General features: G+C 36.3%; 23 protein-coding genes and 1 riboswitch. Of the genes, 16 read left to right on the top strand and 7 right to left on the bottom strand.

The features are described 5' to 3' along the window. Nucleotides 1-169 precede the first annotated feature (169 nt). From MHH81_RS15745 to MHH81_RS15715, 7 genes are all read left to right on the top strand, one after another. Nucleotides 170-601 carry an NUDIX domain-containing protein gene (locus tag MHH81_RS15745; RefSeq protein ID WP_340922912.1) on the top strand — a complete coding sequence of 144 codons (432 nt, stop codon included), beginning with the start codon at nt 170-172 and terminating at the stop codon, nt 599-601. Nucleotides 602-770: 169 nt separating this feature from the next. After that, entirely contained in the window at nt 771-1,526 is a 756-nt protein-coding gene (locus MHH81_RS15740) for a class I SAM-dependent methyltransferase (protein ID WP_340922910.1), read from the top strand. Between the two features lie 194 nt (nt 1,527-1,720). Beyond that, nucleotides 1,721-2,284, top strand: coding sequence for an AAA family ATPase (locus tag MHH81_RS15735; RefSeq protein ID WP_340922908.1), 564 nt, complete (start codon nt 1,721-1,723; stop codon nt 2,282-2,284). Then, a complete protein-coding gene (locus MHH81_RS15730) occupies nt 2,271-3,110 on the top strand; it encodes a hypothetical protein (protein ID WP_340922904.1) in 840 nt (279 codons plus the stop codon). Before MHH81_RS15735 ends, MHH81_RS15730 begins: the two co-directional genes overlap by 14 nt. Nucleotides 3,111-3,153: 43 nt before the next feature. Further along, the gene (locus MHH81_RS15725; RefSeq protein ID WP_340922902.1) at nt 3,154-3,636 is read left to right on the top strand and encodes an AraC family transcriptional regulator; all 483 of its coding nucleotides are present in this window, start codon (nt 3,154-3,156) and stop codon (nt 3,634-3,636) included. Between the two features lie 44 nt (nt 3,637-3,680). Beyond that, nucleotides 3,681-4,463 carry a class I SAM-dependent methyltransferase gene (locus MHH81_RS15720; protein WP_340922899.1) on the top strand — a complete coding sequence of 261 codons (783 nt, stop codon included), beginning with the start codon at nt 3,681-3,683 and terminating at the stop codon, nt 4,461-4,463. Between the two features lie 108 nt (nt 4,464-4,571). Further along, nucleotides 4,572-4,721, top strand: a riboswitch (cyclic di-AMP (ydaO/yuaA leader). A gap of 147 nt (nt 4,722-4,868) precedes the next feature. Further along, nucleotides 4,869-6,695 (top strand): APC family permease, encoded by a 1,827-nt coding sequence (locus tag MHH81_RS15715; RefSeq protein WP_340922897.1) that lies wholly within the window; start codon nt 4,869-4,871, stop codon nt 6,693-6,695. A gap of 331 nt (nt 6,696-7,026) precedes the next feature. On the opposite strand, the gene MHH81_RS15710 is transcribed toward MHH81_RS15715, so the two are convergent. The 3 genes from MHH81_RS15710 to MHH81_RS15700 are packed head-to-tail and all read right to left on the bottom strand — an operon-like array spanning nt 7,027 to nt 10,122. Continuing rightward, entirely contained in the window at nt 7,027-8,607 is a 1,581-nt protein-coding gene (locus tag MHH81_RS15710; RefSeq protein ID WP_340922895.1) for a YndJ family protein, read from the bottom strand. After that, nucleotides 8,597-9,208 carry a DUF4166 domain-containing protein gene (locus MHH81_RS15705; RefSeq protein ID WP_340922892.1) on the bottom strand — a complete coding sequence of 204 codons (612 nt, stop codon included), beginning with the start codon at nt 9,206-9,208 and terminating at the stop codon, nt 8,597-8,599. The genes MHH81_RS15710 and MHH81_RS15705 overlap by 11 nt, the downstream gene beginning before the upstream one ends. Nucleotides 9,209-9,219: 11 nt before the next feature. Beyond that, nucleotides 9,220-10,122 carry a DoxX-like family protein gene (locus MHH81_RS15700; protein ID WP_340922889.1) on the bottom strand — a complete coding sequence of 301 codons (903 nt, stop codon included), beginning with the start codon at nt 10,120-10,122 and terminating at the stop codon, nt 9,220-9,222. A gap of 105 nt (nt 10,123-10,227) precedes the next feature. Between MHH81_RS15700 and MHH81_RS15695 the strand changes: the two genes are divergently transcribed. The 4 genes from MHH81_RS15695 (at nt 10,228) to MHH81_RS15680 (ending at nt 12,989) form a co-directional block, all read left to right on the top strand. Further along, nucleotides 10,228-10,668, top strand: a complete 441-nt coding sequence (locus tag MHH81_RS15695) for an NUDIX domain-containing protein (protein WP_340922887.1) — start codon at nt 10,228-10,230, stop codon at nt 10,666-10,668. A 177-nt stretch (nt 10,669-10,845) separates the two neighbouring features. Then, nucleotides 10,846-11,859, top strand: coding sequence for a serine hydrolase domain-containing protein (locus MHH81_RS15690; protein WP_340922885.1), 1,014 nt, complete (start codon nt 10,846-10,848; stop codon nt 11,857-11,859). A 73-nt stretch (nt 11,860-11,932) separates the two neighbouring features. Continuing rightward, nucleotides 11,933-12,436, top strand: a complete 504-nt coding sequence (locus MHH81_RS15685; RefSeq protein WP_340922883.1) for a GNAT family N-acetyltransferase — start codon at nt 11,933-11,935, stop codon at nt 12,434-12,436. Nucleotides 12,437-12,455: 19 nt separating this feature from the next. Then, complete coding sequence (locus MHH81_RS15680; protein WP_340922881.1) at nt 12,456-12,989, top strand: dihydrofolate reductase family protein; 534 nt, start codon at nt 12,456-12,458, stop codon at nt 12,987-12,989. 109 nt (nt 12,990-13,098) lie between these two features. On the opposite strand, the gene MHH81_RS15675 is transcribed toward MHH81_RS15680, so the two are convergent. The 3 genes from MHH81_RS15675 to MHH81_RS15665 all read right to left on the bottom strand — a co-directional run bounded on the left by MHH81_RS15675 (nt 13,099) and on the right by MHH81_RS15665 (nt 16,066). Then, nucleotides 13,099-13,638 (bottom strand): MFS transporter, encoded by a 540-nt coding sequence (locus MHH81_RS15675; protein WP_340922879.1) that lies wholly within the window; start codon nt 13,636-13,638, stop codon nt 13,099-13,101. Then, nucleotides 13,635-15,092: an FAD-binding oxidoreductase gene (locus MHH81_RS15670; protein ID WP_340922877.1), complete on the bottom strand. Its 1,458-nt coding sequence runs from the start codon at nt 15,090-15,092 to the stop codon at nt 13,635-13,637. The genes MHH81_RS15675 and MHH81_RS15670 overlap by 4 nt, the downstream gene beginning before the upstream one ends. 197 nt (nt 15,093-15,289) lie before the next feature. Next, nucleotides 15,290-16,066 carry an enoyl-CoA hydratase-related protein gene (locus MHH81_RS15665; protein WP_340922875.1) on the bottom strand — a complete coding sequence of 259 codons (777 nt, stop codon included), beginning with the start codon at nt 16,064-16,066 and terminating at the stop codon, nt 15,290-15,292. 158 nt (nt 16,067-16,224) lie between these two features. On the opposite strand from MHH81_RS15665, the gene MHH81_RS15660 reads away from it, so the two are divergent. Together MHH81_RS15660 and MHH81_RS15655 are read left to right on the top strand one after the other, a co-directional pair. After that, complete coding sequence (locus MHH81_RS15660) at nt 16,225-17,454, top strand: EAL and HDOD domain-containing protein (RefSeq protein ID WP_340922872.1); 1,230 nt, start codon at nt 16,225-16,227, stop codon at nt 17,452-17,454. Nucleotides 17,455-18,364: 910 nt separating this feature from the next. Beyond that, nucleotides 18,365-18,730, top strand: coding sequence for a hypothetical protein (locus tag MHH81_RS15655; protein ID WP_340922870.1), 366 nt, complete (start codon nt 18,365-18,367; stop codon nt 18,728-18,730). On the opposite strand, the gene MHH81_RS15650 is transcribed toward MHH81_RS15655, so the two are convergent. Further along, a complete protein-coding gene (locus tag MHH81_RS15650) occupies nt 18,727-19,275 on the bottom strand; it encodes a competence protein ComK (protein ID WP_340922868.1) in 549 nt (182 codons plus the stop codon). The genes MHH81_RS15655 and MHH81_RS15650 overlap by 4 nt on opposite strands. 180 nt (nt 19,276-19,455) lie before the next feature. Between MHH81_RS15650 and MHH81_RS15645 the strand changes: the two genes are divergently transcribed. The 3 genes from MHH81_RS15645 to uvrA all read left to right on the top strand — a co-directional run bounded on the left by MHH81_RS15645 (nt 19,456) and on the right by uvrA (nt 24,736). After that, a complete protein-coding gene (locus MHH81_RS15645) occupies nt 19,456-19,686 on the top strand; it encodes an IDEAL domain-containing protein (RefSeq protein ID WP_340922866.1) in 231 nt (76 codons plus the stop codon). A 172-nt stretch (nt 19,687-19,858) separates the two neighbouring features. Beyond that, entirely contained in the window at nt 19,859-21,841 is a 1,983-nt protein-coding gene (gene uvrB, locus MHH81_RS15640; protein ID WP_340922863.1) for an excinuclease ABC subunit UvrB, read from the top strand. A gap of 6 nt (nt 21,842-21,847) precedes the next feature. Continuing rightward, a complete protein-coding gene (uvrA, locus tag MHH81_RS15635) occupies nt 21,848-24,736 on the top strand; it encodes an excinuclease ABC subunit UvrA (protein ID WP_340922861.1) in 2,889 nt (962 codons plus the stop codon). Nucleotides 24,737-24,787 lie beyond the last annotated feature (51 nt).

Genomic DNA, 24,787 nt, shown 5'->3' with positions numbered 1-24,787 from the left:
TTTATTATAAGTCGATGGTGCTTCCAACCTCTCTAGTTAAGTGTAACCAATTGTTTTTGATTGGACAACTTGAATAGAATTTTGCATCGAAGAAGAACGGAGATAAAAAGGAGATATCGAAACATATCACGAAGATTACTTTATGGAGTTTTTGGAAAGGAGAGTATAGATGTTTATAGTAAATGTCGAAGGTGCTGTATATAAAGAGGACAAGTGGCTCTTAATCAGAAGAAGCAAAATGGAAGAACACGCAGGAGGAGAATTGTCCTTAGTTGGTGGAACAGTAGACCATGAAGGTGATTCTAACGATATTTTGGAAAGGACGTTACAACGAGAGTTGTTTGAAGAAGTGGGAGTAGAGGTGAAGAACACCATACAATATGTTCGGAGTACTTCATTTATATCAGCTAATGGAAAAGAGGTTGTGGACATTGTGTTTCTTTGTGAATTTGATAAGGGGGATCCGTATGCAAAAAGTCAGGATGAAGTTGAATCTATTCATTGGCTGACAACTGCTGAAATTGTCAATCTCGAGGAGATTCCATTTTATTTGCGAGAAAGTATTTTAGCAGCTGAGGCTATGCGAAAAAGGAGTTCTTAAAAGAACAGAAGAAATTTTAAATGGAAGATTTTAGAGAATAATTAACTATTCAAGAAATATCAAAAGCTATGGAAGACGGAGAACAAAGAGTTAGTGAGGTACTACCTTTACAAAATCGCAAAGTATGATCCAAGAATTTACTCTATTCTTGGGATGGAGGTATAGGGGAATGAATGTTAAGACACTAAAAACAAATAAACATAGTTGGAACGAAGCGGCAGAACGTTTTTATGGTAGAAATCCGCTTCCTGAATATGGACCAATGGCACCAAGTGAAGATAATCTTAATCTATTTGGCGATATTACGAATTTAAAAGTGTTAGATATAGGTTGTGGTAGTGGCCATTCTCTACAGTATATGAATGAACGGAATGCAGCTGAGCTATGGGGATTAGACCTATCTGAAAAACAATTAAATGCAGCAAGGTCATTATTAGAGAATTGTACTACACCAGTTAAACTATTTGAATCGCCAATGGAAGAGAATCCTGGATTGCCACATGACTATTTTGACATTGTATATTCCATCTATGCCCTTGGATGGACAACCAATCTAGATAAAACTTTAGCAAATATTAATAAATACCTGAAACAAGGGGGCGTATTTATTTTTAGTTGGGAGCATCCATTGCATAGCAGAGTAAGTATTGAAAGTGGCGTTTTAACTTTAGATAAATCCTATCATGAGGAAGGTCCTTACGATCATGAGGGATGGGGTAATCCAGCTATTATGCAACAATTTAAAGTGAGCACATATATTAATAGCTTAATAAATTGTGGATTTAAGATTGAGCAAGTGATAGAGGATGTGTATTACTCGGAAGAAGACATTCAAAGGCATGAAAATAGATGGTACTCTTTCGAAAAAGCAAAATCGATACCCACTACAATAATTATCAAAAGTCGAAAGTTAAAGTTGGAGTAAATTAGTAAAATTTTTCTTCACGGTGGACCATTTGGAGAGTAATTTAGAAATGATTTATATAGACCAATGAGGGTGTGAGCCCTCTTTACATGACACGAAAGACTATTCTTTGGAAATATTAATTAATGTCTTGGAAGAAGTACGAGGGCATCTTCAATTATTAAATTTTCACATAATGGGACGAGGTGTAAAATATGTTTTTTCTTCAAATGTCGGGTTTTCCAGGAGCGGGGAAGTCCACTTTGGCGCGTATGATAGCTAGAAATACAAATGCAGTAATTGTTGATCATGATATTGTGAAATCGGCTTTGTTAAAATCCACACAAGAACTCAATGTTGAATTGGATATGTCTGGTCCGATTTCTTATAGTATTGATTGGTCACTAATTGAATTTCATCTATCACAAGGACATGATGTCATATTTGATTGTCCATGTTTATATTCAGAGATGATAGATAAAGGTACTTATTTAGCGAAAAAATATAATGCCACATACAAATATGTGGAGTGTTATCTGAAAGATATGCAAGAAATTAATAATAGATTGAAAAGACGTGAACGAATGATAAGTCAGATTCAAGAAGTGAGTTCTGAGGAAAGTTTTCATCATGCGGTAGAAGGTAGTAAAAGACCTTATAATGATCCTTATCTGGTCGTTGATTCTGGGCAACCTTTAGAAACCTACTTTAATGACGTTATTAATTATGTAACTGAATCACATGGAATAATAGGAGGAGATAAATTTGAAAATCATTGATACAGTTCCTTCCTTTCTAAATAATTATGAACCATCCGTTAGCTTTTTGCGAAGTTACTATGCGAAATATCCAGAAATCTTTAAAGAGTATTTTGCTTCTCATTGTAAAGATACAGAAGAAAGGCATAGTGAATCGATTAAAAAATATCCCCAGCATTATGCTGCGATCAAGCAAGTGCATCAAAATATTTTACCTATTATAGAAGAAATTGCAGCAGAATATGAGAAGCTGTATAAGATTTCCTTCCCTGTGGATATTAACTTGATTGTTGGTGGGTATGGCTCAAATGCTTATACATATCATCAAATCATTCCGAACATCACGTTTGCCTTAGAAAAGTTATCTCCAGACCCCGATCATTTGAGCGTAATTGTTGCGCATGAATTTGGTCATTTGGCACAAAACATTTTATCAGATCAAGCAGGAATGAATTGGGAAAAAATTCACTGGAACAGCCCGCTTATTTGGCTTAATCAAGAAGGAGCAGCAACACATTTATCACGTAAGACAGTAATAAACGTGCATCCTTCTATCTATTTTTCCTATAACAGTGATGGCTATGAGTGGCTAACTTTTGCACAAACAAATGCAAAAGAAATAATAAAAGCTTTTGCAGATGACTATTTATCTTTAACACCAGATGAACTATTTCGTGAATGGTTTTCTATTAATGGAGGAACCATGTTTGGTCACAGTCGATTAGCCTATTTTATTGGAGATATGTTTTTTCAGAATCAGATAGAGAAGTATGGAGAAATGGCAGCTATTGTAGCATGGGAAAACGAGGGATTTGAAGAACAAGTGAAAAATTGGTTGTATCAATAAAAATAAAATCACACACTTTTTTATTAATAAAGGAGACGAGAAAATGAATGTATTAATAAAAAAATTACCTGAATATGAAGTAGCGTTTGTTCGTCGCATAGGAAGCTATTTTGAACCTCAGGATCATTGGGGGAAACTAATTCAATGGTCCGTAAATAATGATCTTTTTCCACCCCAACAGCATTTTATCGGGATATCTTTAGATAATCCAAGTTTAGTAGAAGGAGATAATTGTCGTCACGATGCTTGTGTCACTATTCCTAAAGATTTTGAAAAAGAAAATCATTCTGATATGCAATTTAAAAGGCTAGATGGTGGACTGTATGCTTTTTATCCATTTTATGATGCACCAGAAAAATTAAATCTATCATATGAATACATGTATAAAAACTGGTTGCCTAATACCGATTATGAGGCAGATTACGATAGATACAACCTAGAATTTAATATGAATAACCCTGCAGATGATCCGGAAGGGAAATGCAAGATTGATTTATATGTGCCGGTAAAAGAAAGAGGATTATGATGATATGAAATAGTTAGAAGGATTAAGTAAAGAAGGAGAACCTCATGACAAATAAAATGTTCACAGATAATCTAGAGGAATATGATAATCCTGTTGTATATGATATTGAAAATAATGCATACATTGGAGAACTTCCTTTACTCGTGGAGTGGGCTTCCAAGAAAGACGGTCCAATAATTGATTTAGCTTGTGGCACAGGAAGAATTACGATTCCTTTAGCTAATAAAGGCTATAACTTAATTGGAGTAGATCTTCACGCTGGCATGCTCGAGCTTGCAAAGAAAAAAATGGAAGAGTCTAATCTACAAATTGAATGGATAACGCAAGATTGTGCTCAACTCGATTTAAATTATAAAAGTCCTTTTATCTATATGGTCGGAAACTCTATTCAACATTTCCATACGAATGAATCACAAAATCAGCTGTTAACTTCTATTCATAGACACTTAATGGAAGATGGGATTTTTATATTTGGTACAAGGTTCCCAAGTGCAGAAGAGTTACTGCAACCAAGTACTGAAGAATATTGGAAAACGTATAAAGACATAACTTGTCATAAAGAGGTAGACGTTTATACAATTAGTAACTACGATGCTTTAAGTCAAATCCAACACTACACTACAATAAGGAAGTTTAAAAATGAAGATAGCAATGTAGTGGATGAAAAAAGAACAAAAATAAGTTTACGATACACATATCCAAAGGAAATGGAAAGAACATTATTTCAAAATGGGTTTGATATTTTACATGTATACAAGGATTGGAACGGGACGCCTATTAGTAATGATAGCTATGAAATAATTTATGTTTGTGGAAAAGCAAAGTAGTGAATAATAGGTAAAGAGTCTTGATTGTCGGTAAAAAATACTCGTAAATATTCGCATTTTTTTATTTACAAGATACAAAAATAAGAGTAATATTAACGCCAGTTTCATATTTCTATATCGCTTAATCCAATCGGAACGGGGGACCCATTTTATGTGGCTTTGAGGAGTCATATGGGGTGAATCCTACGTATGTAGGTAGGGCTACTCTTTTAGCCCAAACCCGACAGCTAACCTCGTAAGCGTAATGAGAGAGGAGATGGAGCTGGTGAGACGAATGAAATAGAGTCCACTAGGCTATTTACTTATGCCTTGTGGGCTTTTTTGTTGTTTCTTATGGTTTAAAATAATCATTTAGGGATGGCATTATGTTGGGGAAAGCAACAATTTAAAGGAAGAAGTGGAATTATGTTATCAGTAGTAAAAAGATTTTTAATAGGTCGCCCATTGAAGTCATCTGAATTAGGTGATCAAAAACTAAATAAAACGAAAGCTTTGGCTATCCTATCTTCGGATGCTTTATCGTCTGTTGCTTATGGTCCAGAACAGATATTACTTGTATTAATGACGATTGGGACAGTAGCTTTTTGGTATTCTATCCCTATCGCAGTAGGAGTGCTAATCCTATTGCTTGCATTAATCCTGTCCTATAGACAAATTATTTTTGCTTATCCACGTGGTGGAGGTGCATATGTTGTCTCAAAAGAAAACTTGGGTGAAAATGCTGGTTTAATTGCAGGTGGATCTTTGTTAGTGGATTACATCTTGACTGTTGCGGTAAGTGTCTCTGCTGGAACGGACGCTATTACTTCCGCTATTCCAAGCTTACATGATCATAATGTGTTAATTGCAAGTGTACTTGTTATTTTAATCACCATTTTAAATTTACGGGGAATTACTGAGTCCGCATCAATTCTCGCGTATCCTGTATATTTATTTGTGCTTGCGTTGTTTATTTTAATTGGAGTTGGACTCTTTAATATAATAACTGGGAATGTCTCACCTGATTTACATGCACCAATTGGCACTCCAGTTGCAGGGATTACATTATTCTTGTTACTTAGAGCATTTGCTTCTGGTAGTTCTGCGTTAACAGGTGTGGAAGCAATTTCTAATGCGATTCCTAACTTTAAGTATCCTAGTGCTAAAAATGCGGCTAAAACACTAGCAATAATGGGCTCTTTACTTGCTGTGTTATTGGTAGGAATAGTAGTGCTTGCCTTTTATTATGGTATTTCACCGAAAGTGGAGGAAACTGTTATTTCACAAATAGCATCTGAAACGTTTGGAAGAAATTATATGTATTATTTTATCCAAGGAACAACAGCTTTGATACTTGTTCTCGCTGCAAATACGGGGTACTCAGCCTTTCCTTTACTGGCTTTTAATCTGTCGAAGGATAAATATATTCCAAGTATGTATAAAATGAGAGGTGACCGGTTAGGTTATTCTAACGGAATTATCACACTTGGAATTACATCGATTCTGCTCATTGTTATCTTTAAAGGCGAAACGGAACAACTCATCCCACTTTATGCTGTAGGGGTATTTATTCCATTTACACTATCCCAGACAGGGATGCTAGTGAAGTGGTTCCGTGAAAAACCTAAGGGCTGGGTTGGTAAATTAACCATTAACTTTGTTGGAGCATTAATTAGTTTCACAGTTATGATGATTTTCTTTATTACTAAATTTGGTCAGGTTTGGGCAGTATTAATCTTTTTGCCCCTTCTCGTTTTAGGTTTTCATAAAGTAAAAAGACATTATGTAGCTGTTGGAGAACAGCTAAGTATATCTTCTTGTGAACCTGTTATGCCAATTGAAGGGAATATTATTCTTGTCCCTGTTGCGGGAATAACCCATGTAGTGGAGAACTCTTTGAACTATGCGAAATCACTAAATCCAGCACACATTATAGCCGTATATGTAGCTTTCGATAAAGAAGATGAAAAATCGTTCGAAGAAAAGTGGAAGAAATGGCAACCAGATATTCGGTTAGTGACCCTTTACTCACACTATAGAAGCATTATTCAACCATTATCCAAATTTATTAGCAAAGTAGAGAATAAAGCAGAAGAATCTAACTACCGAGTAACGGTATTGATACCGCAGTTTATTCCGAAAAAAGGCTGGCATAATATTCTTCATAACCAGTCTAGTTTACTTATTAAAGCAATTTTACTTTATCGAAAAGATGTAGTAGTCACTACGGTACCTTATCATTTTAAGAAGTAACATTAGAAGGGGCTGTCTTTAAAGTCATACATTGACTGAGAGATGGTCCCTTTTCCAATGTATTGATTCCGTTCCAGACGGACGCTTTCCGCGGGCATGGCTTCAGTCTCCTCAGGCCAACAGGATGTTGGTCACAAAGGCGTTGCCACACGAGGTGGCGTTCTTAGCCTTTGTTCCTTTGTTCGCTCCTGTGGGGCCTTCAGCTCACGCTATTCCCGCTGGAGTCGCCGTCTTTCACTACAATCAATTGCCTACAAAAAACAGGTGTAGAAAAAGACTCGTTTTTCTACACCTGCTTCAATTTATGGGCTTATTGGACAACCCCTTCTGGCTATTTGACGTCTATTTCCTTTTTAACGTCAATTACATATTTAATGGTTAAAAAAGGGAATGAAAAAATTCGCATTTGATGCTTAGCTCGAAGTTTTCCTTCTTTTATTTCTTCTAGAAGAAATTGTTCTTGTAAAGGTAGTTTGAAAACATATTTGCGAAATGCTAAATAGATTCCTGCATCGGAATCGCTAGTTCCTTTACTTGTTAGGACAAGCTTTTCTTCTTGTTGATGTAGTTCTAGTATCCCAATCATCGACGACCAAGGGAGTGGCAAGGCAATATTCATATAGGTTTTATTGTTATTTTGATGGGAAGAGTAGAGAGCGACAAAAATGACTTCTTTCTCTATTTTTCGTATCCATGCTCTTGTTTTTGTGCGACCATCTTCTACTGCGATGATGTCACCAGTCATCTCCATTTGTTTATTGGAATATGGAAGGTTCAGTTGTTGTACTTTGCTACTAATAAGCTTATAAACTGCCGCAAATGGTTTAAACCAAGTGTGCCAACGCACTTCAGAAAAAAGCTTGTACTGACTTGTATTTTCATAAAAATCGATGATAGTAGGGGATAGTTTTTCTCTTTCTACATACATTTCCATATGATCAACAAGGCCACTGTAACTATTGGTACCGATGTTCTCCGATAAAATCTTCTCCCCAATGAAGAATCTTCCCTTCATGTTGCTGATTGGAAAGTTCCATCCTAACTCTTTAGTAGGTGGTGTGGAAATAGACCAGCCGATCATCCCGCATAAAGCGAATAATATACAATTGAAGAACCCATGAAATTTCAACATAAAGTTAATGTTTACATGAAAAATACCAAAAACATTTCCGGCAGCATACAGCAAAGAGAAAAGAATCGTGATCCCCAACGACCCAAATGATAGAAGCACCAAGCCTTTTTGTAGTGTACTTGCAAATGGTGCTTGAAAAGCTAAAACAATGAATCCATAGATCCCAGTAATATAGAGAACTACTGAAATAAGTTCAAGCCAAGGAGCGAATGTAATCCCTAGTGCAACAACAATCGGGGATATTAATATAATCGTACAGACCATGTTGTAGGCAGTGCTTTTCTGTAAACGACCGAGAAACCCTAAGAAAATAGGTAATAAAAATGAAGAATAATGAAAGTGTATAGCTGTTAGCCAAGTAAGAATTGGTGAAAACCCTGTATCTATTCCTGTGACAGAGGCAAAAAACCAAACACCACCGATGAACAAATACATCATCCCAGCATCAATCATAAACTCCTCTATGTGTACAAAGCCTCGTTGGATAAAACGTCTGAGCCCATATATAGCTACAAGGAATGTAAATAGCAGATAAATAGTTGCAAATAATAGATCTAAGTTAGTATTTGTGGTCGTTTGTAAAATGAAAACTGACACGAATGCCGGTATGGCAAAATAATAATAGAGTCGATTTTCTTTTTTCAAGATTAATTGTAAAGTAAGTGGAACAAATAAAAGCTGAGCCACAGTTAACATTAAAAAGTACCAAGGAGTTACATTAAAAATGACGACAATTAGAAATATAATAGTATGTAGTAAGACAATTTGCTTAAAAGTCATCCGCTCGAAACTCCCCTTCATATTCAAATAATATGCCGATTAATGGATTTTGGATTTGGACATGTATAGAAAAAGCATCTTTTTCTTCTATATAATGCTCTGTTACTTGAACGATTCCTTGCAAGATTTTTGGCAATGGAATTTCAATCTTGCCCATAACTAATCGTTGCTTTCTTGATTCAATTCGCATATGGCCTACTTCTGTAACAAAGAAAATCAGTTCCGAGTAAAATAAACTTGGTTCTCCTAAATAGTCCTTTACGACACCTTTCTCCATATCCAAACTCATAAGCGCATTAAAATATCTTTTCTTCTTTGGAAAGTAAAACGTTCTCTTCCAGTGGACTTGTTTTTCGCCGTTTTGTCCGATTTGACTCGTATTCATGATCGTGAAAGGGATATCCTCTCCATGTTCGGGAAATAAAAACTTCCAATGTGTTCCTAATAAAAACAGAGGAAACATCCATTTAGGGCCTCTACGTATCTTTTTCATTACTCCGCTTGCTTGAAAAGATTTTCCACTAGGCAGTGCATATCTCTTTTGGAGCATTGGCTGAAGGCTATAAAACTGATCGCCCAGTATTTGTTTATAAATAGACATGTTCATGCTCCTTATCTTGTTCGTTTGCAGCTCTTGGCAGAAGGCACATCCTTACTTATAAAAAATCCAAAAATGGAAAGGACAAATAAAGCTATGTTAAAAGTCAAAGGGTTGAACGGATGGGTTATAGCAGCTGGTTCAGCTATAATGGCCGAAAAAGTGAGCAAAGGAAAAAGGATTAACTGTAAACCTAGTAGTCTTCTTTTATTATTATAAAGTAACCATATCAAACTAAAGACAATTTCCGCTATTCCAATCGAAGCGACAAGAGTAGTTGCATGGCTCGTAGTCAAAGTAAGGAGGTCTTTTGTCATGGAAATTTCTTCTGGGTGCATGGTTATTAATTTGGGCATTAAGCCTTGATACAGCCATACAAAGAAGAACAAAAAGGTAATCATCCAATGCCCGAAAAATCGTCCATATTGAGAGGAAGGGGATTCTCCTTTCTCAAGCCAACTCTTTAATACATCAAAACTCAGAGCAGTCGCCCATCCCATTAGCGGTCTAAAAATTAGAAAATCAAAGAACCTACCGATAGCTCTGAAATTAGTTTGATAGTCGTATTGTGTAAGAAATTTAATGGAATCATGTTCGGGCTTATACTTCCAGTAGCCTTTCCCTTCAGAAATGATGGAAATAGCTTGATCCGTTCCGAAGTGCAGGGAAGATGTTCGGGAATTATCTTCTGCTTGAAAAGTACCAACACTTTTTCCAAATCCAGCAATGCTTAAACCAAAACCAATTTTCGTTTTATATAAAAAATGCTGCGGCTGATTTTCTTGCTTTGGTAAATAAGTGATGGAAGAAAAACGGAGATCCCACTGCTCGTGTAGCTTAGGATTTTGCGTTGCTTCCCATAACTTTTCCATTTCTGAATTAATCGTTATTTCAACATAAATTGGTTTACTCTTCATAAAACACACCTCCAATTTATAAATAAATATGGAAACCCTTATTGGATGACTGAATTAATAGATATCTAAGGATAAGCTTATCACAAGATAAAGGAGATTTCTCTTGTGGTGAAGAATAGACTAATAGGTGAAATGGTATACAGTGAACGGATTATGAAAGTCGAAGGGAGAGTTTCTGAAATGGGAATAAGAAATTCAGCAAAAGCAGTTATCGTTAAAGAGGGAAAATTATTAACCATAAAGATACAGGAAAATGGGGAGACCTATTATATTCTACCGGGTGGTAGCCAAGAACATGGTGAAAATCTTCACCAAGCATTAGAAAGGGAGTGCAAAGAAGAGTTAGGTGCATTAATTGAAATTGGGGAATTGATTTTTGTGCGTGAATATATTGGGAAAAATCATGAACTATCTTCGTACCATTCTCATGTTCATCAAACTGAATTCATGTTTTTGTGTAATGTTTATCAAGATAAGTTTGATAATGGAATCATCCTGACAAGGGCCAAGTTGGAACAGAATGGTTACCAATTAACGAATTGTTAGAATATACTTTATTTCCAAAAGCATTGCGAACTCATATAATTTCATATTTTGATAGTGAAAAAGCTCCAACTTATGTAGGGGATATTAATTAAAGGCATTTCAGTCTTTTTAGAATGAGAAGTTTATCATGGCTATAAGATACGGATGAATAAAATATTTTTGAATAGAGGTTATAAGATGTTTATTAATAAAGATTTAAATGATAAGTTCAACCCAGTTACATCTCATGTACATAATACATACAGTAAGGTCGACGGTTCAGGTGCAGCCATAGTTATTATTGAGAACGACCGAGTAGTTACAGAGAATTACTGGGGAAGCCATTCAAAATCTCTGAACGCAAGAACTACTCAAGAAGATACACAATTTCATGTTGCTTCTGTGCGAAAGAGTTATATCGGATTTGCTGTTGCGTATGCTGTGCATCACGGATATATAGCGTCCATAGATGATTTAGTAACAAAATATCTACCTGAACTTGATACTAGCCTCTTAAATGGGACGACTCTTAGGAATTTATTAACACATACGCATGGATTAATGGAAATTGATGGTGAAATTTCTCGTGAATTTGCTCTTGGACAAAGCTGGGCTTATCGTGGGATTAATATACATCTACTAACCAAAATTGTTAAAAAGACAACAGGTAAAACGGTAAGTCAAATTTTATCTGAACAAGTATTTCAACCGTTAAGTTTTACTGAGAGCGGCTGGTACGCTGAATCCAATGATAAACTCGCAGAGGTTATTCGAGAACCTGGTGAGCCAAATTGGCACCCTTATAAAAGTACTGACGGTGATCAGATGAATATGTATGTTTCTGCAAGGGAATTGGCGTACTGGGGTTACATTCATTTAAAAGAAGGCTTTATAAATGAGAAGCAAATCGTGGATAAAGAAGTATTAAAATTGGCGACAACACTTCAAAGCCCTAAATTAATTGATGTAGATCTTCCACAAAATGGATTTCTTTGGTTTGTAAAAGATCTGCCTGCCCAAAAATCAGAAATAGGTGAACTAGTTCCGAAAGGCTCCTATCAGATTCTAGGCTATACAGGAGTTGCGGTATTAGTTATACCTAAGCATCATGTAGTGGCGGTTCGAATGTTTAATAGTTTTGGTTCTCCTGCTGGATTTGATTATTTACCAGATATTCGATCCTTCGGGGATACAGTGATGAGATGTCTGTAAAACTTTTGAATGATTTTAAGGGGAAGAATTGTACGGAGCAGTGTAAGTCAAGGAAATTGAGAGGATCCATATCATGATTATGATGGAAACGGAAAGGTTATTTTTGAGACAGTTTAAAGAAGATGATATTTTCTCATTGCATCCTATTTTTTCAGATTCTGAAACGATGAAATATTACCCAGCACCATTTAGCTTGGAACAAACGCAAAATTGGATTAAAAAAAACCAAAATAGATACGATGAAGATGGCTTTGGATTATGGGGGATATGTCTGAAGGAAACGAAAGAATTAATAGGTGATTGTGGTCTTATTAAGCAAAAAGTAGATGGTCGAGTGGAAGTTGAAATTGGCTACCATGTTAATAAAGAGTATTGGGCAAGGGGATTCGCATCTGAAGCTGCTAAAGGATGTAGGGATTATGGCTTTGATCAATTAGGTTTATTAAAATTAATAAGTATTATTGATCCCAATAATATGCCGTCAATTCGCGTGGCGGAGAAAATTGGTTTCAGAAAAGAAAAAGAATCACTTATTTTTAACAAAAATCATTCTATCTATTCGGGGTCAAAAGAATAAGAGCAAGTGGGGTGCTGGAATGGAGAACCAAAGAAAAATAATTTTATACATTGCAACAAGTTTAGACGGATACATAGCGACGGAGGATGACTCTTTAGAATGGTTATTTAAAACAGACGGTGAAGGAGACGCTGGATATTCTGAATTCTACGAAACTGTCGATACTATTCTGATGGGAAGAAGAACCTACGAATGGATAATAAATATGGAAGGTGAAAATTTTCCTTATAATAATAAAGATTGTTATGTCTTCTCTAAAACGGTTAGTGGAGAGAATGAGAATGTTAAATTTGTACATGAAGATATAGTCAGCTTCGTAAATAAATTGAAAGAAGCTGAAGGGAAACATATTTGGATTGTTGGTGGAGGAGAGTTATTACACTTCTTTCTGAAAGAAAGATTAGTAGATGAATTTATCATTACGATAGCGCCGACTGCTATTGGCAAGGGCATCCCTTTGTTTAAAGAAGCAGAATTTGAGTTTGAGTTGACACTAAAAGATATGAAGCGATTCAACCAGTTTGCCCAACTTCATTACGAATGGAGGATATAGGTGGGAAACATATGTGCAACAATAAGTGAGGAAATAAACCAAGGGATTTTTAATGAATAGGACAATGAAACTCTTCCAACAGTTTGAACTTTGGAAGAGTTTTTTCGTTTTACTTCACTATTTCCAGCTTCATTATATAAAACCCGCTCCATGCAAAAACAATCGAGGCTAGATAAAAGATACTTCCAATGGTTAGAAAATCAATTAAATATCCCGTAGCAATAACTGCGATAGCTGCAGCAACCGATGTCCATACATGGTAACGGCCAATTTCTCTGCCCGCCGTTTCTTTTTGCACATTGCGGGCTAGAACTGTTTTTTCCGAGTTTTTTTGAACTGCCCCTAATAAACCCATTCCAATTTGAAGGATATAAACATGCCAAATCTCAAAGGCAAGAGGAAAAATGAGTAAAATGAGTGCCATGCCCCACGAATAGATAACCAACAGAATTCTATCGCCTACTCTGTCGGCAAATTTGCCAATCAATGAATAGCTAAGGGCTGCTGTAAGAGCGAACAAACCATAGGCCCACCCAAATTGCGAATAACTACTACCGACATTTTTTAACAGCAACACATAAAATGGGAAAATCATACTTGCTGCCATTCCTATAATACCTTGATAGATCATAAATCTTCTGTAATTCATTTGTGATACTCCTCATAGAAAAGATTTAAAAACCGTTTATCAGGATCATATTTTTCCTTCATTTGAAAGAATTCTTGTGCTCTAGGATATGCTACTTCTAATTGCTCTTTCGTGGGATAGTTATAGTAGGGAAGATAATAGCTTCCACCATGCGCTAAGGTTACATCAATCATTTTCCGAATGACTTCACCCGTTTCTTCGATATTTTTTTCACTAGTTCCTTGATTTATTAACATAACGAGCCCAAACATGTCTTCTTTGGCATAAGACAGGACGGCTTCATCGTTTTTCTTCACATATCGAATAGTTATATTGAGTAGGTTAAAATTTTTTTCATCTTGGAGAGTTTCTCTTAAGCTATCGATATAGGGAGTGAACTGATCTACTGGCACAAAGTATTCCTGTAATACTTCTGTTTTGCTTGCACTGTCGAATTCCATAAAGGTCGATTCCGAACGCATCACGTTATTTCTTGAAATAAAAGTGTCATCAATTCTTTGATTGTATGCTTCTTGCGTTTTCCAAAACATATTTTTTCCCCAGTCATTTATTCGAGACAAACCGAGAAAAAGCTTTGGAATCGCAATGATTGATTCACGTTTGAGCGTAGTATAATTAGTTAAATGTGACTGATCGTCAGTCGTGTAATAATCGGTTACATACATTTCTGTTAGATAATTATCTGGGGCAACTGAAATTCTTGCTACATGCATTTTTACAGCATTATTTTGGAGGACATCTGTTGTAAAATAAGAACTGTATTTATCGTAAGCTAGAGATTTTGTTTGAATTTGATAGAGTTCGTCGTCCGTCAATTGCAAAGTTACATCAAGAATTACACCGAACAAACCGTAGCCACCAATGACCAGCTGGAATAGTTCAGGATTTTCTTCTCGACTGACATGAATGATGTTCCCTTCTGCATCAAGCAATCTAAAAGATTCCACTGACTTTATTAAAGAAGTATATAGAATGTCACGACCGTGAACATTTACACTTAATGAACCGCCAACTGTGAAAATGTTTTGAGATTGACTTACCTTTAACGCAAGTCCGTAGGGGTTAATATAAGATTGAATATCGGCCCAAGTGACACCGCTTTGTACAGTGATCAGTTTTTTCTCTTCATCTAGTTTTAGTATTTTATTATAGCTTTTCATATCAAGTAAAATACCGTTTGGATAAAGTGTCTGCCCACCTTGACTATGCTGCATTCCTGCAATAGAAATGGAATCATCGCTTTTTGATGCATCTAATATAATCTCTTTCATTTCCTCTTCATCATCGGTAGATTTTACAGTTTTCATTTTGACCGGTAATAGCCGTCCATGGTCTTCTACAATTGTGTTAGATTGTTGAAACTGGAATAGGATGATAGAACCGAACAATAAGGTTATGTATACAATAATGGCAATGTAGCGAACCTTAAAAATTTCTCTCCCCTCCTTTACCATTTTGCTCTGTAAAATTGTTGTTTTTTAGAAGAATATTATTTGCGGTAGACTCCTGCGGGAAAGCGATCCATCCGAGGAGGTTTGTCGGTTCGCCCGCGGAAAGCAAGCGGATTCTACCATATCACAACCGTGTATTTAACAGCACCTATATAGGAAAAAAGTCGAGGGAAGTCACGCCAGTCACTTCCCTCAACTTATTATTTCCCCTTAAATATCGGTTTTCTTTTTTCGCTGAATGCGTTTAAAGCTTCTACTCGATCCTCTGTTGGAATCGTCATTTCATAGGCTTTACGTTCGATGGCTAAACCTGTTTGTAAGTCTACATTCATACCATGCTTTACCGCAAATTTTGCTTGTTGAAGTGCTATCGGTCCATTGGCAAGCATAAGTGCAGCAAAGCTTTCTGTATCAACTCTTAATCTATCACGTGTAGTTATTTTTGTTACTAAACCATAAGCTAATGCTTCGTCTGCTTTTAATCTTCTCGCAGTTAAGATGAGCTCAAGTGCTTTTGCTTCTCCAATAAGTCGAGGTAATCGCTGTGTACCTCCAGCTCCTGGAATGATGGCTAAACTAGTTTCCGTTAATCCCAGTTGAATATCATCTGCTGCAATACGGAAGTCACATGCAAGCGCAAGTTCTGTGCCACCCCCAAAAGCGTAGCCATTTAACATTGCAATTGTTGGTTGTGGTAGGTTTTCAATGGTAGAAAATACTTCACCAATCTTATATATATTACGTTTTACTCGTTGTTCCGTTAATGTTTTTCTTTCTTTTAGGTCTGCACCAACGCTAAATGATTTATCACCAGCTCCTGTAAAAATGACTACGCGAATATCTGGATTGATACGGATAGACTCTGCAATTTCTCCTAGTTCACGAAGCATATCATAGTTAAATGCATTTAATGCTTTTGGTCGGTTTAAAGTGACGTATGCAATATTCCCCTGTTGTTCGTAATGAATTGATTCCATTTATTACTCCCCCTTCAAATACAATCCTGTCTACATACAAAACATATCATTTTATAAGTATTCTGTCATCTATGCGTCAAGGGGTAAAATATGTCGATTTTATTTTTTCAGTTTGGTATAATTATATTATTAGAAATTTAAGGATTCGAGGAATACAAGTGGACATTTTTGTTGCAAGACAACCGATTTTTACAAAAAATGAACATATTTTTGGATATGAATTATTATATAGAAATGGTCATGATAACGCTTTTCCAACTGTAGATGGAGATGTCGCTACTTTAGATGTGCTGACCCATTCTTTTCTCACAATTGGTATTAATGAATTAGCTGGAGAAAAATTATGTTTTATTAATTTCACTGAAAATTTACTCGAAAAGGGAGTATTAAATAAATTATCCTCGGATCGAATTGTAGTAGAAATTCTGGAGAATATTACTATTACTCCGTTCATTCTTCAAAAGATTAGAGAAATAAAGTCTCTTGGTTATTTAATTGCTCTAGATGATTTTGTCCTTCAAAAGAATGTTTCTTTCTACAATGAATTGTTTAATCTAGTGAAATTTATTAAAGTTGACTTTCTATTAAGCACTTTAGCAGAACGACAATCAATTGAACGAATCGTGAAAAAAAATTATCCACATATCGTGTTACTCGCAGAAAAAGTGGAGACGCGTGAACAGTTTTACGAAGCGAAAGCAGCTGGTTATGAGCTTTTTCAAGGTTATTTTTTTGCCAAGCCTGAAATTATTAAAGGAACGGAAATACCAGCGAATATGGCGCAATATTTTCGGATTATTAGTTTACTGCGAGATAAAACAGCCTCGATTGAGGAAATCTCGGATGAGATCGAGCGAGACGTTTCTCTTTCCTTTAAGGTGTTAAAGATGATTAACTCCCCTGCAGTTCGGACAAAATCAAAGGTTCGATCGATAAAGCAAGGAGTACTAATGCTGGGGTTAGAGGATTTGAACCATTGGTTGTATGTATTATTGCTACGTGAATCGAAAGCAAGTCAATCTGGTGATGGGATGGCCCTTATTGAAGCATCTCTATTTCGAGCGAAATTTTGTGAGCTGCTCGCAAGAAGGAAGTTTTTACCCAATGCTTCTGAATATTTCTTAATTGGAATGTTCTCTTTAATTGATACATTATTGCATCGCTCAATGAGTCAATTAGTAGTAGAATTACCACTTACAGATGAAGTAGCAGAGACGCTTTTGGGTAATACTACGGAAATGACACTTTTTCTAGAGCTTGCCATTGCATGTGATGAAGTTCGTTGGGATGACATGATTGAGGGAGCACATGCTATTGGAATTGACCATGCCAGTTTAAATGACTTCTACATTAAAGCTCGTCGTTGGGCAACGGAGATAATAAATTAGTAGTAACTGCCATCCTAAAATAGATGGTAGTTTTTTTTTGTTAAAAGATAAGAAAGTGAATCGATTTCATAATTCCGAATTACATGAGAAAATACGAGCAATACTAAAGGAAACGAAAGTAGGAATTTATTTTACACGGAATAAAGTATAGTTGATTTCGGTTATAGGCGGTCGCTTTCCGCGGGGTGAACGATAAGCCATCACCACAGCTCACGCGTCGTTTGTGATGGCTTATCTGTCTCACTCATCCCGTTGGAGTCGCCGCCTGCCGCTACAATCAAGTAAATGTTTTCAAATCAATCATAAAAAAAGAAAGGACAACTAAAAGAACGATAGGAAAATGCAGCGGATTGTATACGAGGTAAGGTAGAGGGGATGGACCTGTTAGCTAACAAGAATCTTTATGAAGAGCCTTTCTGCTAATTTTCTTCTACTAGTAAAAGAGTATATGACTAAAAAATAGTTAGTATCTATTGTATAGAGGAGTACTAGAGCACCTGAAATTGCATCTTCAGGTGCTTCCTTTATGAGTTGGTAAGCATCTTTTCATTTATTATCCAAAAAGATCTTAACCTTATTCGTGCTGTGGAAGGAGGGCGACGGACAGACAAACGCCATAAGATTACCGAGAAAATAGAGGCTGGTCGTGACGTCAGTCACGACCAGCCACTATTAAAAATCAATCGGTAATGATATAGCAATAAGTCTGTCCAAAGACCTCCGAAAACGATACAAAACAGGTATTGCACTTAAAGGGCACTTGCGCCTTTCATATTATCCATATTGAATGGAACAAGGCTTGGATGTTTCTACAATTTCCGCCAAAAGATGTTCTATCTAAATTGTTGCATTTCCCTCTAAAAGTTGTACAATAAAATAAGAACAAACGTTCTTTATAGGAGGATGAAAAATGCCGCTAATACCAGATGAGGCTATCCCATATTTTGAAAACATGATTTATCTCCCAATGGTATTTACTATTTTAGAGAAGGATCGCAAGATTTTTGAGCAAGGACCTTTTAAATTGAAACGCCCATATATAGCAATGGTGGAAGAAGCCGCAAAGCAAGTACAAAAAGAATTAAAAGAGACGCATATCTATATGAAGCGATATAGCATGAAAGTTCTTCGCGGAGAAGGAGATGACATGTTCACAGAATATGTATTTTTCCATGGAGGCTATGAAGAACATCGTCGTTACTTGAATGTCCGACTCCGCAACCGCGTGGAAGAACTACTTACAGTGTATTTAGCAATTGTAGAGAAAACACATTAATGCAGGAAATTTTTATTTTTTGGGGGAAGTGAGTTTCTTGTTGTAATAAATCCAGTATTCAACAGATGGCTCATACGTTTAAGGAAATGCATATTTAAAATATTTGCAAATGCAACTTGGCGGCTAATTGTATTGGAAGAAGAAGTAACTTGGATCTCTTGTCCATTTGTTAATACAATGGAACAACCATCATCAGAAGGAACAAATGATTCAATAGCTCTAAAGGAAAACCATACGTTTAGGTCCGATTTTGGGGAAAGAATGGGAATAAGAATACATGGGTTTCCATAGTCATGAGCAATAACGATAGGAAGTTTAAGATAGTTTCCAATTACCTCTCTCGATAACCTAACAGACTGTGGAAATGAAGAACCGTAAAACGAACAAGAGTGACGAACAATATCATATGGCTTTCTGCCTATCACTAGTGATTCACCAGAAAAATTTACAACCTTTGTAAAAACTTTGTTATTGATGACAATCGGTTGAAGTACAGCAGTTTCAAAAGAAACAAGGAAGGGTTGATCTTCTGTTTTTCTAGACATAATACTCACTCCTCAATAGTAAAATATACATTAATTATAGTTAAATATGGTAAAAATTCAAGTCTAAATAACGAATATTCGGAATTTCTACTATTGACTATAAAATCAAAATTTTCTCAAAATGATTGCAAGTTACCTGGAGCTTTTATATAATGAAAAAAAGGCATCGGGGTGATGGAGATGGACAAACAATATTCATATGCAGATTTTATGAAAGCAATGGGGAAACCTAGGAAAGAAAGCTCTGCCGAAAAATTGTTGAACGAAATATATTTAGATATGTTTTTGAACATTGTCCACCGGGAACAAAGTAGTTATCGATTATTGGAGTTAATAGATGAAGCACTTGATCGAAAAGATAAAGATGCATTTGAGCAGTATACGAATGCTTTGCACCAATTAAATAATTGAAAAGCCGCTTATGCAGAGCGGCTTTTTTTTGTGGATTTAGAATTAGTAATGTAAAAAATGGTGCTTTACTATTTGTTTATTTCTACTCTTTAAAAAACGTATGTTCGTTTTATTCGTTTTCAAAAAGAGAGTATGTTAAACTAAAAATATTCAAATAATGGGAGGCAAACATATGGAACAAATTTTTGATTTGCAAGCTCCGTATGAGCCAGCAGGGGATCAAATAGAAGCAATTAAGGAATTAGTAAAAGGGGTGAAAGAAGGAAAAAAACACCAAACATTACTTGGTGCGACTGGTACAGGTAAAACATTTACAATTTCAAATGTCATCCAACAAACGAATAAACCGACTCTTGTAATGGCACATAATAAAACACTTGCAGGACAATTGTATAGTGAGTTTAAGGAGTTCTTTCCTAATAATGCCGTAGAGTATTTCGTTAGTTATTATGATTATTTTCAACCAGAGGCTTATGTGCCACAAACAGATACGTATATAGAAAAAGATTCAAGTGTCAATGAAGAAATAGATAAGCTACGACATTCCGCAACATCTTCATTGTTTGAAAGAAAAGATGTCATCATTATCGCATCCGTATCATGTATATATGGCCTTGGAAATCCAGAAGAATATCGAGATATGGTCGTGTCACTTCGAACCGGAATGGAAATTGAACGAAATCAGTTATTGCGTAAGCTTGTCGACATTCAGTACGAACGCAATGATATTAATTTCACACGAGGCGCCTTTCGCGTTCGAGGGGATGTTGTGGAAATTTTCCCTGCATCGCGAGATGAGAAATGTCTTCGAGTAGAATTTTTTGGAGATGAAATTGATCGCATTCGAGAAGTAGATGCGCTCACAGGAGAAATACTAGCAGAACGTGAACATGTAGCAATATTCCCTGCATCTCACTTCGTAACACGCGAAGAAAAAATGAAAATCGCCATTGAGAACATAGAGAAAGAACTAGAGGAACAACTAAAAATTATGCGCAGTGAAGATAAATTACTAGAAGCGCAAAGACTAGAACAACGTACTCGTTATGATTTAGAAATGATGCAAGAGATGGGCTTTTGTTCAGGAATCGAAAACTATTCTCGTCATATGACACTCCGTGAAGCAGGGGCAACTCCCTATACTTTGCTTGACTATTTTCCAAAGGACTTTTTATTAGTAGTAGATGAAAGTCACGTTTCATTACCTCAAGTAAGAGGAATGTTTAATGGTGACCAAGCTAGAAAATCCGTCCTGGTGAATCATGGCTTCCGGTTACCATCAGCATTAGATAACAGACCACTTACATTCAGTGAATTTGAAGAGCATGTTCATCAAGCTGTGTTTGTCTCGGCAACTCCAGGGCCATATGAGCTAGAACATACGCCAGTAATGGTGGAACAAATTATTCGTCCAACGGGACTACTGGATCCAGTCATTACATTGAAGCCGATTGAAGGCCAAATTGATGATTTAATCAATGAAATACACGAACGGGCAGCTAAAGATGAGCGTGTACTTATTACGACATTGACGAAGAAAATGTCGGAAGATTTGACGGATTATTTAAAAGAAATCGGCATTAAAGTGCAGTATTTACATTCTGAAATAAAAACGTTAGAGCGGATTGAGATCTTAAGAGAGCTTCGATTAGGGACATATGATGTACTCATTGGGATTAATTTGTTGAGAGAAGGGCTAGATTTACCGGAAGTGTCTCTTGTAGCCATTTTAGATGCAGATAAAGAAGGATTTTTACGTTCAGAGCGTTCACTAATTCAAACAATTGGTCGTGCAGCTAGAAACTCGAACGGCGAAGTAATTATGTATGCAAATAAAATAACCGATTCTATGCGTAAAGCAATCGATGAAACGAAGCGTCGTCGTTCAATTCAAATGGAATACAACGAAAAGCATGGAATTACACCGAAAACAATTGAAAAGAAAATTAGAGAAGTTATTCGTGCATCACAAGTGGCGGAAGAAGAAGCGAGTTATGCACAGCAGTTAACGAGTGGAAAAACCTTAACAAAAGAAGAAAAAGGTGCACTATTAGTAAATCTTGAAAAAGAAATGAAGGATGCTGCAAAAGCACTTAATTTTGAACGTGCAGCGGAATTACGTGATGCGATTTTGGAATTGAAGCTGGAAGGATGAGAATTGTTGAAAAACCAAGAGATTATTATTCAAGGTGCTCGTGCACATAATTTAAAAGATATTAGTTTAAAAATACCAAGAGATAAACTAGTTGTAATGACGGGATTGTCTGGTTCCGGAAAGTCTTCCTTAGCATTCGATACTATATATGCCGAGGGCCAACGCAGATACGTAGAATCATTGTCGGCATATGCAAGACAATTTTTAGGTCAAATGGATAAACCAGATGTGGATGTTATAGAGGGTCTTTCTCCAGCTATTTCAATTGATCAAAAAACGACAAGTAAAAATCCTCGTTCTACTGTAGCAACGGTAACTGAAATTTATGATTATTTACGCTTGCTCTATGCGCGTGTGGGGAAACCAATTTGTCCTAAGCATGGGACGGAAATATCGTCTCAAACCATTGAGCAAATGGTAGACCTTTTGAGCGAGTATCCTGAAAGAACCAAAATGCAAGTTCTTGCGCCAGTTGTATCGGGACGAAAAGGGACGCATGTAAAGTTGCTCGAAGATATGAAAAAACAAGGCTTTGTACGTGTTCGAGTAGACGGAGAGTTAATTGATTTAGATGATGATATTAATGTAGATAAAAATAAAAAACACAATATTGAAGTGGTCATAGACCGAATTGTGATGAAAGAAGGAATTGCTGCAAGGTTGAGTGATTCTATTGAATCAGCATTACGCCTTGCAGAGGGACGCGTTTTAATTGATGTGATGGAGCATGAAGAAATTCTATTTAGTGAACATCATGCCTGTCCGATATGCGGATTTTCTATTGGAGAGTTAGAGCCAAGAATGTTTTCCTTTAACAGTCCATTCGGTGCATGTACCGATTGTGATGGACTTGGAACAAAGCTAGAAGTAGATCCAGAACTAGTTGTGCCGGATAAAAGCTTAACCCTTGCGGAGGGAGCAATTGTTGCTTGGCAGCCGACAAGCTCACAATATTACCCGAAATTATTAGAGGCTGTCTGCAAGCATTACAAAATAAAAATGAATGTTCCGGTAGAAAAATTGCCAATAGATCAGTGGAACAAAATTATGTATGGATCAGGTGAGGATAATATCCGTTTTCGTTATGAAAATGAGTTTGGACAAGTTCGAGATAATTTAATTCAATTTGAAGGCGTACTTTCCAATATTGAGCGTCGTTACAAAGATACTTCTTCTGACTACATTCGTGAACAGATGGAAAAATATATGGCTCAGCATGATTGTCCAAGTTGTAAAGGCTATCGTTTAAAGGAAGAAACATTGGCGGTAAAAGTAGATTCCTTGCATATAGGCCAAGTAACTCAGTTTTCCATTGAAGAGGCAAATAGGTTTTTCAACCAGCTATCGCTATCTGAAAAAGATATGCAAATTGCTCGATTAGTACTAAGAGAAATAAACGAGCGGCTTGGTTTCCTAGAAAATGTTGGTCTTAATTACTTAACATTAAACCGTGCATCAGGTACGCTATCAGGCGGAGAAGCACAGCGAATCCGATTAGCAACACAAATAGGGTCAAGACTTTCAGGGGTGTTATATATTTTAGATGAGCCTTCCATTGGATTGCATCAGCGAGATAATGATCTCTTAATCGAAACACTTAAAAATATGCGTGATATAGGTAACTCACTAATTGTAGTCGAGCATGATGAAGATACAATGATGGCTGCTGATTATTTAATCGATGTTGGACCTGGAGCTGGAATTCATGGTGGAGAAATTGTTGCAGCAGGTACACCTGAACAAGTAATGAAAAACAAAAAATCCCTCACTGGTCAGTACTTAAGTGGAGAAAAATTTATCCCTCTTCCAATGGAAAGAAGAAAGTCAGATGGTCGTTATATTAAAATTAAAGGTGCATCCGAAAATAACTTAAAAAATGTAAGTGTGGACATTCCATTAGGAGTATTTACGGCAGTAACTGGAGTATCTGGTTCAGGAAAGAGTACATTGGTGAATGAAATTCTATATAAATCACTTGCCCAAAAATTGAATCGCGCAAAGGTGAAACCGGGAGCTAATAAAGGGATTGAAGGAATCGAAGTACTGGAGAAAGTGATTGATATTGATCAGGCTCCAATCGGACGTACACCTAGATCAAATCCTGCTACGTATACAGGACTGTTTGATGATATTCGAGATCTTTTTGCGACGACAAATGAAGCAAAAGTAAGAGGATATAAAAAAGGTAGATTTAGTTTTAATGTAAAAGGTGGTCGCTGTGAAGCTTGTCGTGGGGATGGCATCATTAAAATAGAAATGCACTTCTTACCAGATGTGTATGTACCTTGTGAAGTATGCCATGGCAAACGATACAATCGTGAAACATTAGAAGTACATTACAAAGGAAAAAACATTGCGGATGTATTAAAAATGACCATAGAAGACGGACTTGTATTTTTTGAGAATCATCCGAAAATTAGTAGAAAGATACAAACGCTTTTCGATGTAGGCTTAGGCTATATGGAACTAGGACAACCAGCCACGACTCTTTCAGGAGGAGAGGCTCAGCGTGTAAAGCTAGCCTCCGAACTGCATAAACGCTCCAACGGAAAATCATTTTATATTTTAGATGAGCCAACGACTGGGTTACATGTCGATGATATCGCCCGTTTACTTGTAGTACTGCAGCGTTTAGTGGAAAGCGGAGATACTGTACTTGTGATTGAACATAATCTAGATGTCATTAAGACAGCGGATTACTTAATTGACCTTGGACCAGAAGGTGGAGATAAGGGTGGAACCATTTTGGTAGTTGGAACACCCGAAGATATAGCCGCAAGTAAAGATTCGTATACAGGTAGATATTTAAAAACCATACTAGAGCGCGATCGAAAAAGAATGGCTGAAGTCGTTACCAAAGCATCTAATAAGAAAAAGAATACCGTTACAACGTAAATGAAACTTTTTGGAAATTTTATCGTATAAGTTAACGTAAGCAAATTGCAT

Source organism: Psychrobacillus sp. FSL H8-0484, assembly GCF_038005325.1.
Taxonomy (GTDB): Bacteria; Bacillota; Bacilli; order Bacillales_A; family Planococcaceae; genus Psychrobacillus.
Note: the sequence above shows the minus strand (reverse complement) of the source record. Positions and strands in the feature narration are given on the sequence as shown.